The sequence below is a fragment of the Mesoflavibacter sp. genome, from assembly GCF_964226795.1.
Taxonomy (GTDB): domain Bacteria; phylum Bacteroidota; class Bacteroidia; order Flavobacteriales; family Flavobacteriaceae; genus Mesoflavibacter; species Mesoflavibacter zeaxanthinifaciens.
The window spans coordinates 35,484-50,108 of record NZ_CAXQQP010000001.1 but is presented as its reverse complement, the minus strand read 5'-3'; the positions used below and the strand labels follow the sequence as shown (position 1 = coordinate 50,108).

Genomic DNA, 14,625 nt, shown 5'->3' with positions numbered 1-14,625 from the left:
TGTTTCCACAAGGACCACAAACGGTATTTAAGTTATTGTAATCGTAATCAGAAGTTACTGTAATATCTGTAGCACAACTATCAGAAGCACAAGCTTGAAGTGCTGCAATATTATCAGCGTTCCATTGATCAGCAATAGTTTGATTATCAGAAGCAGTACACTCAACATCAGTATCAGTAATTGAACAAGTAGATAAATCAGGACCAGTTGTATCAGATAAAGTTAACGTTGCCGAAGTAGACGCCATATTTCCACAATCATCCGCTACGGTATAGTTTACAGTAATAGCACCACCAAGTCCACATACATTAGAACTATCAAAATTGTTAAAGTCAAAGTCAGATGTTACAGTTAAATTAGAAGAACAATTATCTGTTGCGCAAGAACTTAATTCATTTATATTAGAAGTGTTCCAATCAGCTGCTATTGTTTCATTGTCATTTCCATTACATTCCAAAGAAGTATCCTTAACATCGCAAGCAGATATATCTGGACTTGTATTGTCCGTAACAGTTATAATTTGAATTTGATCTGCTGCAGCATTACCACAATCGTCAACTAAAGACCAAGTCCTTGTTATTATATATGAACCTTCGCAGTTACCGTCTGATACTGTATCTGTATAAGTGGCTTCTGGATGAGAAGAACAGTTGTCATTTTCATTAATAACATCTAATGTAATTGATAAATTAGCGTCATAATTACAATCAGAATCAACAAAAATCTCGATATCATCTGGAGCTGTAAATGTTGGAGCAGTCGTATCTTCAATAGTTAAAGTAGCCGAAGTAGAAGCAATGTTTTCACAATCATCCGTTACTGTATAGTTTACAGTAATAGTACCACCAAAACCACAAGCACTAACAAAGTTATTAAAGTCAAAGTCAGATGTTACAGTTAAATTAGAAGAACAATTATCCGTAGCACAAGAAGTTAATTCATTTATATTAGTAGTATTCCAAGTTGTAGCTATAGTTTCATTATCATTCCCATTACACTCTAAAATAGTATCCTTAACATCACATGAAGATATATCTGGACTTATATTATCAGTAACAGTAATAGTTTGTATTTGGTCATCAGCAGCATTACCACAGTCGTCAATTAAAGACCAAGTTCTTGTTATTATATATGAACCTTCACAAGTACCAGTATTAACCACATCAGTAAATGTTGCCTCAAGAGAAGTTGAACAGTTATCATCTTCGTCAGTAACATCACCAGTTTGTGCAACCGACGCATTATAGTTACAAGACGCATCAGTAAATATTTCAATATCATCTGGCGCTGTAAAAGTAGGAGCAGTATTATCCGTAACAGTTATTGTTTGTATTTGATCAGCTGCAGTATTCCCACAATCATCAGTTAAAGTCCATGTTCTTGTAATGATATACGATCCTTCACAAGAACCTGCAGTAACCAAATCAGTAAATGTTGCCTCAATAGAAGCAGAACAGTTATCAGCTTCATCCGTTACATCACCTGTTTGTGCAACCGACGCATTATAGTTACAAGACGCATCAGTAAAAATTTCGATATCAGCTGGTGCCGTAAAAGTAGGTGCTGTTGTATCTTGAATAGTAATGATTTGTGTTTGAGTTGTAGTGTTCCCACAATCATCAGTTAAAGTCCACGTTCTAGTGATGATAGATTCGCTGCTACAGTTACCGGCAGAAGTGTCTTCTTGATCGCTAAAAGTAGCCTCTAAAGTCGTGTCGCAATTATCTGCTTCATCAGTAACATCTCCAGTAAGTGTTAGATCATTAGGGTCTTGCTCACAATTAATAGTTACATCGGCAGGCACAGTAAATGTTGGAGGAGTAGTATCTACAACATTAATGATTAAAGTTCTTGTTGTTGTATTTCCGCATTCATCAGTAGCTGTCCAAGTTCTTTCTACTGTAAATTCATTTTCACAAGTTCCTGGAGTTGTTGTTTCTTCAAAATTAATAGTAGCACTTCCACATTCATCTGTAGCTGTTAAATCTTCCGCAGGTTGTAATTCGTCACATTCAATTGTTATTTCTTCAGAAATAGTAACGGCATTTGTATAATTAGAAATACAAGTAAATTCAATATTATGTTGTCTTCCACTACCAGAAACATTATTTTTTCTGGCTTCAACACCAACTCTAAAAGAAAAACTTGTTGCATCTGTATTTCTAGTAGTAAAATTAGCTTGAGGATTAGCATTAGTTACACCTGTATATTCTGTAGTACCAGAGGTAGCAACTATCCAAGGACCTTCTTCTGTAATGGTTAAATCTGTAGGATCATTTACAGTATAACTATTTGTAAACTGAGTCCAGTTTACTTCTCCAAAATTATTATTACCATCAATATCATTAAAATTAGAATAGAATTCAGGTAAACTAGTAGGTGTTGTAGTTCCGGCTTGAACAAAATCGAATCTAAATTCTGTATAAGCTCTATCTCCATTGTTTGCTATTGAAAAAGCAGTTCTAGGTCTAAAAGAATCGCTTCCTGTAGAATTATCATCGAAAACAGGAATTGTAGTATTAACAGTTGCTACAATATTAACTAAGGCGTCTACTCCTGGTGCAATTTCAGTAAATCTAAAAACTTCTCCTTGTAAAAACGTATTATTGTTTCCATCACCAGTTTCTTCAGTATAATTTTCAAAACTTAATACAGGAACATCAACACATGAAGGTTGACTATTATCTACATTAGAAGGAAAACCTACAATTGTTGGCGGTAATGTATCAATTATTGTAAAAGTAGCTGTAGTAGAAGATGAGTTTCCGCATTCATCAGTAGCTGTAAAAGTAACAGTTGTACTACCAGTTTCGCCACAATCATCAGTTGTGTTTGTAATAGTATTAGACCAAGTTATTGGTCCGCCGCATTCATCATAAGCAACAGCGTTACCATTATTAGCTAACCAATTGTTAAATTGGTCAGTATTACCATTTCCATCACATTGTACTGTAAAGTCAAAAGATTCTGTGTCAATTACAGGTCCTGTCGTGTCTACAATAGTAATAACTTGAGTGTAATCTTCTATTGTATTACCACAAGCATCGGTAAATGACCATGTGTTTGTAATAGTTCCGTTAGAAGGGCAAGATGGATCTGGCATAAAGTTGCCTGATGTTTTTATAGGGATAAGGTTGTTACAACTTGCTACAGGAGCTAAATTTTGAGCATTATTTAAGGCATTTGTATTATCACACTCTACAGTTCTATCTAATTCATTAGGTGTAGTAACCCAAGTTGCTGGTGCTGGAGGGTTAACTGTTACTGTAGTTGATAAATTATTACCTTGCTTACATTCATCTAAACTATTAGAACTTACTATGGTAGTATTGTGATTATTGATAAATCCTGAGTAAGAAGCCGAAAGTTGTGAGCTTAAAGTTGTAGAACATCCGTTTTCTAAATAATAACATTGATCATTTACAGTTATATCAAAAGCAAAGCTTAATGTTTCTCCAACATCCAATAATCCATCTGTAGCAGTAAATGTTAATTCTCTTGTGCCAGAATTATAGGAATAAGTTAATCCTGATGGTAATCCTGTTATAGGTTGTACTAGTTCTGAACCAACAGGAACCGTTGTAACAAAGCTTATATTTGTAGCATCATCATTACCGTTATTAGTGGTGGATGCATTATATGTTACTGTTTGAGGGTTACTATTAGGAGTAATAGTATTTGGTGTAGCTGTATATACAATTGGATCTAATTTAGGTTCATAAACCTCTACAGCTAAACCTAATAGATATAGACCATATGCTTCTTGATTTGAAGTTAGTCTTAAGGTTGTTGATGTTTGATTATTATGTAGAAGATTATTTCCTGAATTATCTAAATGAAAATGAGCTGAGTCAAAACCTAAAGTGTTTGTACTTGCTGGATTTCGATCTGTAAAGTTGCTATTTCCATTAGTAATTCTACTATTAAAAAAGTTATTTGAATTTCTTAAAGGCGCATCTAAATCTTCGAAGACGTTTGAAGAGTTAAGCATTTGTAATCTGTCTCCTGATAAATCACGATCGCCTTCTAAAGCTCCAATTACTATATCAGATTTTACAGCTCCTGTTGGGATTGTTTGAAAGCCACTAAAATTAATATTAAAATTATTGTTAGAACTAGTTACATTGGCATAACCATCAAAAAATGATATGTTTTTTCTTTTTAATTGATCACTTTTATAAACAACTACTAGCTGCCAACCTCCAGAAGTACCAGTGTTATTTCCGTCATGAGAATATAAATACCCTTGTCTTCCTTCAACATTAGCAACTTGATACTTACCAAATGCATTGCTGTTATTTAAAACATTATTAGTGATATCTTTTACACAGATGTAAGCATCATTAACAAAGTGAGGATTTTCATCACGACCTCTAAAAATAACATCATCTGCAGAAACAGTAGTGTAGCTTGTTTGTCCAGGTAGCATTATTTTTACTTGGTTATAATTCCAACCAGGTTGATTATCTAACTCTACAGCGTTATTACCATTACCAACTATTAAACCTTTATCTGCTGCAGCCCAATAAAGTAAAACTTTATCTATCGCTAAGCAAGGATCGCCTGGATAAGGGTTTGTTAAGTTTGCGCTACTAGAGTTAAATGTAGTAAAATCGTTATCAATGTCTACATAAACGTTATCTGAAAAGTCATGATTACCATCAGATCCATTATAATTACCTGTAGCAGTTCTAGAGATTGTGTTATTACCAACAACAATAACATCACCATTAATACTACTTTGGTATCTAAGCGTAAATGGTTTTTTTACTTGAGCTGTACTAATTGTAGCAATTAATGACACAGCTAATATTAAAAGTGCTTTATAGCACTTTACTAATGGGTTAAGTTTTTTCAAAACGACAAAAATTGATTTATAACATATACAGTACACACAAAAACAGTAATTAATTGCAATATAATTAACTTATTACTTATAATATAAATGTTTTTAGAACTAATATGCATATAACACTGTTTTACTTTATAATTTTTAAAAAAATTACATACATTTAAAGTGCTACTATTTTGCTTAAGGGAATGGTTTAGTAGGTTCTTAGTTTTTAGATTCAAGGGTGAAATTAATTAATAGCAATACAAATCAAGTTGTAAATAATATTAAAATCAAAAAAAAATGATATAGCGTATATTTAATCGATAAACGACATTTTTAACTCTAAAAATCTCTAGAATAATCATTTAAATAATCATTATGGACAAAACTTTACAGTTATTTCGACATGGTAAATCTTCATGGAAATATAATTTACCAGATCATGATAGACCCTTAAAAAAAAGAGGTTTTACGGATATTGAATTAGTGTCTAAATACATAAAAAAAGATTTTAAAAAGCCAGATTTAATATTATCAAGTACAGCAAATCGTGCATGTACAACTTCTAAAAATTACATTAAAAATTTAGATCTTTTTGACGTCAAATTTCAACTTAAAAAAGAGCTTTATGATTTTTCTGGAGACGCTGTATTAAATCAAATTTATAATTGTGACGATTCTGTGAAAACTTTAGCAATATTTGGACACAATTATGCGCTTACAGATTTGTGTAATCAACTAGGGGATAGTTATATAGAAAACTTACCAACATCTGGATTTGTTCAAATAGAATTTAATGCTCAATGTTGGCAAAAGGTTAAATTTGGTAAAACAACAAGAATTGTATTCCCTAAACATTTAAAATAGCCAATCTAATTAAATATATTTGTAGTAAAAATTCGTCAAATGAACAACCATATTATAGATAATAAATACATTAATAGAGAGTTAAGTTGGCTTCAATTTAATCACCGAGTTTTACAAGAAGCAGCAGATGAGACTGTTCCGTTAATTGAAAGATTACGTTTTTTAGGTATTTTTTCTAATAATTTAGACGAATTTTTTAAAGTACGTTATGCTACAGTAAAACGTATTGACTATGCAGGTAAAGCAGGTAAAAGTCAACTTGGAGGTATTAAGGCATCAGAGTTGTTAGAGATAATAACAAATACTGTTATTGGACATCAAACAGAAAGTCTTAAAATTTTAAGCAAAATTCAAAAAGAATTAGAGACAGAAAACATCTTTATTATAAAAGAAAATAAGGTTAATAAATCTCAAAAAGAGTTTCTTAAAAAGTATTTTTTAGAAAAAGTTAGTCCAGCTTTAGTAACTATTATTTTAAACCCAGATATAGAACTTCCTAACCTAAAAGATAGTAATGCGTATTTAGCAATAAATATGGTTTTAGAAGATAATTCTAGCCAATATGCTTTGATAGAAATTTCTAGATCAATGCAACGATTTGTTGTACTTCCAAAAGTAGACAATAAACAGTATATCATTATGTTAGATGATATGTTGCGTTTGTTTTTAGACGATATTTTTAACGTTTTTAGCTATAAAAATATTTCTGCGCATATGATAAAAATTACACGTGATGCAGAGTTGGATTTAGACAGCGATTTGTCTAAAAGTTTTATGGAAAAAATTAGTGATAGCGTTAAGGATAGATTAATTGGTGAGCCGGTAAGATTTGTTTATGATAAAACTATAGATAAAACGACGTTAAACTTTTTAATGTCAATTATGGGTATAGATAATACAGATAGTATAATACCAGGTGGACGTTATCATAATAGGAGAGATTATATGGATTTTCCTAGTTTAGGCAGAACAGATTTACTTTACGATAAAATCACACCATTACAAGTTAAAGGTTTAAGCCTACAAGACAGTATTTTTGAGTCTATAGCAAAAAAAGATTATTTACAATATGCACCTTATCATACATTTACATATGTAGTAAAGTTTTTACGCGAAGCAGCTTTAGACCCAAAAGTAAAATCAATAAAAATTACAATTTATAGATTAGCACAGATATCTCATGTAGCAAGTTCTCTTATCAATGCTGCAAAAAATGGTAAAAAAGTTACTGTTTCTATGGAAATTCAAGCGCGTTTTGATGAAGAAGCAAATATCGCTTACGCGGAACAAATGCAGCGCGAAGGTGTTAACCTAATTTTTGGAGTACAAGGATTAAAAGTACACAGTAAAATGTGTGTAATAGAGCGTGAAGAAGGAAAGAAAACTAAACGTTATGGCTTTATAAGCACAGGTAATTTTAATGAGTCTACTGCACGTGTTTATACAGATTTTACGTTATTTACAGCCAATCAAAAAATATTAAAAGACATCAATAAAGTATTCAACTTTTTTGAAGTTAACTATAAAATTTACAGATATAAACACATAATTACCTCGCCACATTATACAAAAGATAAATTTTTTCGTTTAATTGATAACGAAATAGAAAATGTTAAACAAGGCAAACCAGCTTTTATTAAATTAAAAATGAATAGTATATCAAGCTATAAAATGATTGATAAGCTATACGAAGCAAGCAAAGCTGGTGTAAAAATACAAATGATTGTTAGAGGTATTTGTTGTCTTGTTCCTGGAGTAAAAGGTGTTAGTGAAAACATTGAAGTAATAAGTATCGTAGACAAGTTCTTAGAACACACTAGGCTATACATTTTCTGTAATAATAACGATACAAAAGTATACATCTCTTCTGCAGATTGGATGACAAGAAATATAGATAATAGAGTAGAAGTATCCTGCCCAATCTATCAAGATGATATTAAACAAGAATTATTAGATATATTCGATATCTGTTGGAATGATAATGCAAAAGCAAGACTATTAGACAAAACTCAAAAAAATAATTATCGTAAAAACGATAAACCTAAATTAAGGTCTCAATTTGCAACTTATGATTATTTAAAAGAAAAACTAAACTAAATAATGCTAACCATACAAAAATACGCTGCAATAGACATTGGGTCTAACGCTGTAAGACTACTAATTTCTAATATTATAGAAGAAAAAGGTAAACCTGTACGCTTCAAAAAAAGTTCGTTAGTGCGTGTTCCTGTTCGTCTTGGTGCAGATGTGTTTATAAAAGAAAAGATTTCTAAAAATAATAAAGAGCGTATGCTTAAAACCATGCAAGCGTTTAGTTTGTTAATGCAAACACATAATGTTGTTAGGTACAAAGCATGTGCAACGTCTGCAATGCGAGAAGCAAAAAATGGTAAGCAAATAGCAGATTTAGTATTAGAAGAAACAGGTATTAAAATAGATATTATAGGAGGAGAAGAAGAAGCTGCTATTATTGCTGCAACAGACCTTCAAAGTTACATTGATGAAAATAAAACTTATCTATACGTAGATGTAGGAGGCGGTAGTACTGAGTTTTCTGTAATAGATAAAGGGGAAAAAATATCGTCAAAATCCTTTAAAATAGGAACTGTAAGACTTTTAAATGATGTAGTAAAAAAAGAAGCTTGGCAAGAACTTGAAGAATGGATAAAAACTGAAACATCAAGATTCGAAAAAATTGATGTTATTGGATCTGGAGGAAACATTAATAAAATTTTTAAAATTTCAGGAAAATCTTTAGGTAAACCATTATCCTATTTTTACCTTACTTCTTACTATAATACCTTACAAACATACTCTTACGAAGAGCGTATATCTCAATTAGACTTAAATCAAGATAGAGCAGATGTGATTATACCTGCAACACGTATTTATTTATCGGCGATGAAATGGAGTGGCGCAAAAGACATCTATGTTCCAAAAATTGGACTAGCAGATGGTATTATAAAAAGTATATATAATGATACGGTTAAGAGTCATACAAAGTTAAAATAGTACACTTTATCTGTTTATTGTGATAGATTAAATAATAATATATATATTTACTAATAAGATTATAAAAACTAAACTCAACCTCTTATAACTTTTAAAATATGAAAAAAACTATTCTTTTCTTTACTTTAATCTTAGCTTCTTTTTATGGATTTTCTCAAAACTCTGTTTATGGAGTTAGAGCTGGTATTAATATTTCTGATTTAGATTTTGAAGATCAGTTTGATGATACGCCTCACACTCACAGAAATGGATTTATGATTGGTTTTTTTGGAGAGTATAAGTTATCAAACTTAATTGATATTGCTCCAGAAATTCAGTTTTCAGCAGAAGGTTCTAAAGAAGAAGAATTGAGAATTAACTATATCCAATTACCAGTTTTATTTAAGTTTAACTTATCTAATAATTTTGCTTTAGCAGTTGGACCTCAAGCTAGTTTAAAAGCTCATGAGTATGATGATGGCATTAAAAACTTTACATTTTCTGGTGTAGCTGGAATTGACTACATGATTACTGATGAATTTTTCTTAGACTTTAGATATAAGTATGGATTACAAAACCTAGTTGATGATGAATTAGGTGTAGAATTTAAAGGAAATACAATGCAAATAGGATTTGGAGTAAAATTCTAATATATTCAATAAATAGTAAGTGTTTAAAAAAAGCCTTTTCTAATTTAGAAAAGGCTTTTTATATTTATCCGTGTATGGTTTCTTTTGTCCCTAAGTCTTTCATAATTTGGGCTTCATAATCTAATAAATTTTGCCATTTTTTATCTACTTCTTCTCGGTTTCCGTATTTACGAGCATATCCTAAAAACATAGTATAGTGATTAGCTTCACTAACCATTAATCGTCTATAAAACTCGGCTAATTCTTTATCTTTTAATTCTTCAGAAAGTAATCTAAAACGCTCGCAACTTCTAGCTTCAATTAGTGCAGCATATAATAGTCTGTGCACTAATTGATCTGTTCTGCTTCCTCCTTTAGGGAAGAATTTTAAAAGTTGAATTACATACTCATCTTTTCTATCTCTACCCAAAGTCCAACCACGTTCTATAATCTTATCATGTACCATTTTAAAGTGGCTCATTTCTTCTTTAACTAAAGCAGTCATTTCTTGAACAAGCTCTGTATATTCAGGAAAACTTACTATTAAGGAAATGGCAGTACTTGTTGCTTTTTGCTCACAAAAGGCATGGTCTGTAAGAATTTCTTCTATATTTTTTTCTACAATATTAACCCAACGTGGATCTGTTGGTAATTTTAGTCCAAGCATATTTTTTTAAGCAGTTAAGTAGTTATGATCTAAATCTGTAAGGTTGATTAGTTTTTTATCACCTTTATTATCTATTACTAATTCAAAAAGTTTTTCTGTATTAGATTTTGGTTGTGTAAAAAGAATGTTTAAAACCAATTTATTTTGGTTTAAACTTTCTTCTTGATTTACCCAAACACTTTTTAAAATTGAAGTTTCCATATAGTAAGAAACCGTTTTATCATGTTTTAAAATATATTGTTTATCAATAACATCATTAAAAATAATTTTGTTTTGACGTGCTACAATTTGGGCTTTATAATCTCTGTAATGATATTTATAGTTTATAGAATCGTGTTTAAATTGTCTTAAGTATGAAGACTTCATATCTGTAAAAGTTTTTACATTTACATGATAGCCATTACTTAAAATAGTATCTGTTTTAACTTCAGCATATTCTTTAGGAAAGTAAGAAACACGTTCTGAAAAAGATTCTAATAAGTTTTTGTCTTTTAAGATATCTTTAGGTGATCTATTAATTTTATCTCTAGCATCACAACTAATAAGCGTAATAATTATCCCTAAAAGTAGTACTGTAAACTTGTTCATAATTATAAAGTTACAATTTAAACATCTAAATCAAAAGCCTTTCTTAGTAATTCGATGTTAGGATTTTTTTCTTTTAGTTTTTCATATTTTTCAATTGGTGTATAGGCGTATTTTTTTTCCATCACTTCATCTACAGTAATGTCTAAATTAATATCATAATTGTTTAGACTTTTACGTAAATAAGACATCAAATCATACGATTGACGTTCTACTTCAACTTTATTTGTCGCGTTAGGAAAAGTTAATTTTACGGTTACACCATCTTCGGCTAATTTAGGCTTATCTATAGATAGGATAGAAGCAAGGTTAAATTGTCCTTTGGCTTCAATTTCGTTAACAAATAAATTCCAATGATTGGTTAGTTCTTCTTGAGTAAAAGGTTCCTTTGGTAGGTTTTCTTCATCAACAACAACATCTAGTTGTTTTATTTCATGTTCTTTTTTTGCTCTTATACTTTTTAAAGATAATCCAGATGTTCGTTTTTTTGCAGATGCTATACCTTTTTCTAATACAATTTTAGGTTTTGGTGGTTCTACAAATTGTTTAAGTTCTGGATTTACTTTTTGTGTTTCGTTTTTAGAAGAAGCTTCTACTGGTTTTTTAACAGGAATAGGTGTAATACCTTTTTTTCTGAAATAACTAGGTGGAATTATGTAACGTCTGCTATTTTTTTTTTCTCCATCAAAAGTGATAGAGGCAAGTTGCATTAAAGTAAGTTCGACCAGAAGTCGTTGGTTTTTACTGCTTTTATATTTCAAATCACAGTCGTTTGCTAGATTTATAGCTTGTATTAAAAACTGCTGACTTGATTTTGTAGCTTGATTTTCGTACTTCTTTTTAGTGTCTTCTCCAACTTCTAAAAGTTCAATTGTAGCAGGATTTTTACAAACTAATAAATCTCTAAAATGTGATGCAAGTCCAGCAATGTAATGATGTCCATCAAAACCTTTTGCTAATGTCTTATTAAATTGAAGTAATAGCTCAGGGATTTTATTGTCTAGAATAAGGTCTGTACTTTCAAAGTAAGTTTCGTAATCTAATACGTTTAAATTTTCTGTAACTGCTTGTCTTGTTAAATCTTTACCAGAAAAACTAACTACACGATCAAAGATTGAAAGTGCATCACGCATAGCACCATCTGCCTTTTGAGCGATGATATGTAGCGCATCATCTTCTGCATTTACACCTTGCTCTTCTGCAATGTATTTTAAATACTCTTTAGCGTCTTTAACTGTAATACGTTTAAAATCAAAAATTTGACAACGTGATAAAATAGTTGGGATTATTTTATGTTTTTCAGTAGTTGCTAAAATAAAAATACAATGTTTTGGTGGCTCTTCTAAAGTCTTTAAAAAAGCGTTAAAAGCGGCTTGAGATAACATATGTACCTCATCAATAATATAAACTTTGTACTTACCAACTTGTGGCGGAATACGAACTTGATCGGTTAAGTTTCTAATATCGTCTACAGAGTTGTTGGAAGCTGCATCTAACTCAAAAATATTAAAGGCGTAATCTTCTTCAGAGTTTTCATTGCCTTCACTGTTAATCATCTTTGCCAAAATACGTGCGCAAGTCGTTTTACCAACACCACGTGGACCAGTAAATAACAATGCTTGTGCTAGATGATTGTTTTCTATGGCATTAAGTAAAGTGTTTGTAATAGCAGATTGACCAACAACATCCTTAAAGGTTTGTGGTCTGTATTTTCTGGCTGATACTACAAAATGTTCCATAGACATTAGATTGAATACAAATTTAAAAAATAGCTTAATAAAAAGGAAGTTTGTTGCTCCAATTTATTTTGAGTTATTAACATTAATTGAAGATTAATAGTTTTTTAAATTATTATATTGACTGTAATAAAAAATCAATTGTAACAAATGATAATTATTCTTGTCCTTACATAAAAGAATTAAAATGATAAAAAAACTGACTGCTTTTACTTTTCTTACAATTTTATCAACATTTGGGTTTTGCCAAAATTTAGATGCTGAAGTTGATAAAATTTATCAAGTAGAAGATAACACACCTGGTTTTTCAATTATAGTTTCTAAAGGCGAAGAAATCTTAGTAGAAAAACAATATGGAATATCTAATTTAGATTATGACATACCAATTACAAACAAAACAGTTTTTGACATCGGTTCAATTGCTAAACAATTTACAGCATACGCAATACTTTTGCTAGAAGAACAAGGTAAATTATCTATTAAAGAGCCTGCTTATAAATACATTAATAATCTACCTCAATATCAAAAAGGAAATCCAACCATAGAACAATTATTAAATCAAACAAGTGGCATCAAAGAAGTAGATGGCATTGCGGGAATTGCAGATTTAACTAAGAATGATTTACTCACACAATCGCAAATGATGAATTTTATTACAAAAATGACATCATTAAACTTCAAACCAGGCGAGTATTTTCAATACACAAATTCAAACTATATCTTATTGGCAGATATTGTAACTAAAGTTTCAGGTAAACCGTTTACGAAATTTATGCACGAAAATGTTTTTGAACCATTCGGAATGGAAAATACAATTAAAAAATCAAGCACTTACACTATTATTAAAAACAGAGCAATTGGATATGTAAAAGATGAAGGCAGTTTTTATAAGACACATTTACACGCTTTTGTTTACGATGGAGACGGGCAAGTACTTACCACTCCAAAAGATATGTTTAAGTGGCATATAGGTTTACAGAAAATTAAAAATCAACATTCTGAATTATATAAAAAAATGCATACCAAAGCCAAGTTAAATAATGGTAATACTATCGATTATGGTTTAGGAGTAGAGTTTGAAACTTATAATAACTATCAAGCATTTGGTTTTGACGGAATGATATTAGGCGGCTTTGTTTCTAAATATCTTTATTTTCCTGAATTAGATATGATGTTTTTTACTACACAAAATACCTTTGATTCAGATTTTGAGGAACAGTTTTTTAAGTTAGTTGACTTATACATTCCTAAAAATAATTTCAATAACGAAACAAAAAATATCGAAGAGGAGAAAAAAGTAAAGCTTTCAAAAAAAGAGCTGAAATTATACGAAGGAAGTTATCTCTTTGCTGGTAGCGATGTCGAGACAATTAAAACAAACATAATACAACTTAAAAATGATGAACTTGCTGTACTAACGATTGATGGAGAAGAAATAACAAGATTAAAACCTATTGGAAATAATCAATTTATGTTTAATGACAAATTAGTTGTTTTTGACTTAGAGTCTGATAAAAAAAGTTATAAATATTATGAATCTCAAAACCAATTACCTTGGCTATTTAAAGAATACAATCCTACTACTTACAACGAAAAGGAATTAAAAGAATTTGAAGGACAATATTTTAATGCAGATTTTCAAATCAGTAAAAAAATCAAACTAATAGACGGTAAACTTTTTGTTTTTAGCAGAAATGGTGCTTGGAAAAATGAGATTATACCTCTTGAAAAAGATGCTTTTGATTACTCTTCTGACCTAATAACCTTTCTTAGAGATAACAATAACTCTATAGTTGGTCTTAAAATTATAGATGTTTTATTTAAAAAAATATAATTATTATTTTATACAAATACATACATTAGTTTATCGTAATTTAGCACCAGTAAATCGCCTTATCGCTAAAAACTCAATTTGATTGAGTTTCTCTTTTTTTGAGATTCCCGCATTCGCGAGAATTTAGAGGAAAGTCCGGACACCATAGTGCAATTATAGTGGTTAACAGCCATCCGCCGAAAGGTGAGGAAAAGTGCAACAGAAAGAATGTACAGGTCATGCTGTAGTGAAATCAGGTAAACTCTATAAGGTGCAATACCATGTATATTAACGTTTGAGCGCTGCACGTGCGATGTTAAAGGGTAGGTAGCTAAAGTGTGTTGGTAACAGCACATTCAGATAAATGATAAGGACGCTTTTGCGTACAGAATCCGGCTTATAGATTTACTATTTTATAAAGAAACCACCTTTTTTAAGGTGGTTTTTTATTTTTTGTCATTTCGAACAAAGTGAGAAATCACATAAGGATGAGATTACTCGAT

Annotated in this window: 9 protein-coding genes and 1 other RNA gene; 6 read left to right on the top strand and 4 right to left on the bottom strand. The window is 30.5% G+C overall.

Annotated elements, in window-relative coordinates; genetic code table 11:
- On the bottom strand, positions 1 to 4,858 hold a 4,858-nt coding region (locus ACEQT4_RS00215; RefSeq protein WP_370225452.1), incomplete at its 3' end, for a hypothetical protein.
- 354 nt (positions 4,859 to 5,212) lie between these two features.
- Between ACEQT4_RS00215 and ACEQT4_RS00210 the strand changes: the two genes are divergently transcribed.
- From ACEQT4_RS00210 to ACEQT4_RS00195, 4 genes are all read left to right on the top strand, one after another.
- Positions 5,213 to 5,701, top strand: a complete 489-nt coding sequence (locus ACEQT4_RS00210; protein ID WP_036226939.1) for a histidine phosphatase family protein — start codon at positions 5,213 to 5,215, stop codon at positions 5,699 to 5,701.
- Positions 5,702 to 5,740: 39 nt separating this feature from the next.
- Positions 5,741 to 7,798 carry a polyphosphate kinase 1 gene (gene ppk1 / locus ACEQT4_RS00205; protein ID WP_370225451.1) on the top strand — a complete coding sequence of 686 codons (2,058 nt, stop codon included), beginning with the start codon at positions 5,741 to 5,743 and terminating at the stop codon, positions 7,796 to 7,798.
- 3 nt (positions 7,799 to 7,801) lie between these two features.
- The gene (locus tag ACEQT4_RS00200) at positions 7,802 to 8,713 is read left to right on the top strand and encodes a Ppx/GppA phosphatase family protein (protein WP_106677530.1); all 912 of its coding nucleotides are present in this window, start codon (positions 7,802 to 7,804) and stop codon (positions 8,711 to 8,713) included.
- A gap of 98 nt (positions 8,714 to 8,811) precedes the next feature.
- Positions 8,812 to 9,342: a porin family protein gene (locus tag ACEQT4_RS00195; protein WP_027879104.1), complete on the top strand. Its 531-nt coding sequence runs from the start codon at positions 8,812 to 8,814 to the stop codon at positions 9,340 to 9,342.
- A 64-nt stretch (positions 9,343 to 9,406) separates the two neighbouring features.
- Here ACEQT4_RS00195 and ACEQT4_RS00190 read toward each other — a convergent pair whose 3' ends face one another.
- Genes ACEQT4_RS00190 through dnaX form a run of 3 tightly spaced genes read right to left on the bottom strand, consistent with a single transcriptional unit; the run spans position 9,407 to position 12,312 of the window.
- Positions 9,407 to 9,988, bottom strand: a complete 582-nt coding sequence (locus ACEQT4_RS00190) for a tRNA-(ms[2]io[6]A)-hydroxylase (RefSeq protein WP_106677534.1) — start codon at positions 9,986 to 9,988, stop codon at positions 9,407 to 9,409.
- Positions 9,989 to 9,994: 6 nt separating this feature from the next.
- Positions 9,995 to 10,576 carry a hypothetical protein gene (locus tag ACEQT4_RS00185; RefSeq protein ID WP_370225450.1) on the bottom strand — a complete coding sequence of 194 codons (582 nt, stop codon included), beginning with the start codon at positions 10,574 to 10,576 and terminating at the stop codon, positions 9,995 to 9,997.
- Positions 10,577 to 10,593: 17 nt separating this feature from the next.
- Positions 10,594 to 12,312 (bottom strand): DNA polymerase III subunit gamma/tau, encoded by a 1,719-nt coding sequence (dnaX, locus tag ACEQT4_RS00180; protein ID WP_027879101.1) that lies wholly within the window; start codon positions 12,310 to 12,312, stop codon positions 10,594 to 10,596.
- A 184-nt stretch (positions 12,313 to 12,496) separates the two neighbouring features.
- Between dnaX and ACEQT4_RS00175 the strand changes: the two genes are divergently transcribed.
- Positions 12,497 to 14,143, top strand: coding sequence for a serine hydrolase domain-containing protein (locus ACEQT4_RS00175; protein WP_370225449.1), 1,647 nt, complete (start codon positions 12,497 to 12,499; stop codon positions 14,141 to 14,143).
- 46 nt (positions 14,144 to 14,189) lie between these two features.
- Positions 14,190 to 14,538, top strand: an RNA gene (gene rnpB / locus ACEQT4_RS00170) — RNase P RNA component class A.
- Positions 14,539 to 14,625 lie beyond the last annotated feature (87 nt).

What these genes read in the sequence shown, in the direction of transcription:
- ACEQT4_RS00210 (WP_036226939.1), top strand. Translation starts at nt 5,213, where the DNA reads ATGGACAAAACTTTACAGTTATTTCGACATGGTAAATCTTCATGGAAA.
- ppk1 (WP_370225451.1), top strand. Translation starts at nt 5,741, where the DNA reads ATGAACAACCATATTATAGATAATAAATACATTAATAGAGAGTTAAGT.
- ACEQT4_RS00200 (WP_106677530.1), top strand. Translation starts at nt 7,802, where the DNA reads ATGCTAACCATACAAAAATACGCTGCAATAGACATTGGGTCTAACGCT.
- ACEQT4_RS00195 (WP_027879104.1), top strand. Translation starts at nt 8,812, where the DNA reads ATGAAAAAAACTATTCTTTTCTTTACTTTAATCTTAGCTTCTTTTTAT.
- ACEQT4_RS00190 (WP_106677534.1), bottom strand. Translation starts at nt 9,988, where the DNA reads ATGCTTGGACTAAAATTACCAACAGATCCACGTTGGGTTAATATTGTA.
- ACEQT4_RS00185 (WP_370225450.1), bottom strand. Translation starts at nt 10,576, where the DNA reads ATGAACAAGTTTACAGTACTACTTTTAGGGATAATTATTACGCTTATT.
- dnaX (WP_027879101.1), bottom strand. Translation starts at nt 12,312, where the DNA reads ATGGAACATTTTGTAGTATCAGCCAGAAAATACAGACCACAAACCTTT.
- ACEQT4_RS00175 (WP_370225449.1), top strand. Translation starts at nt 12,497, where the DNA reads ATGATAAAAAAACTGACTGCTTTTACTTTTCTTACAATTTTATCAACA.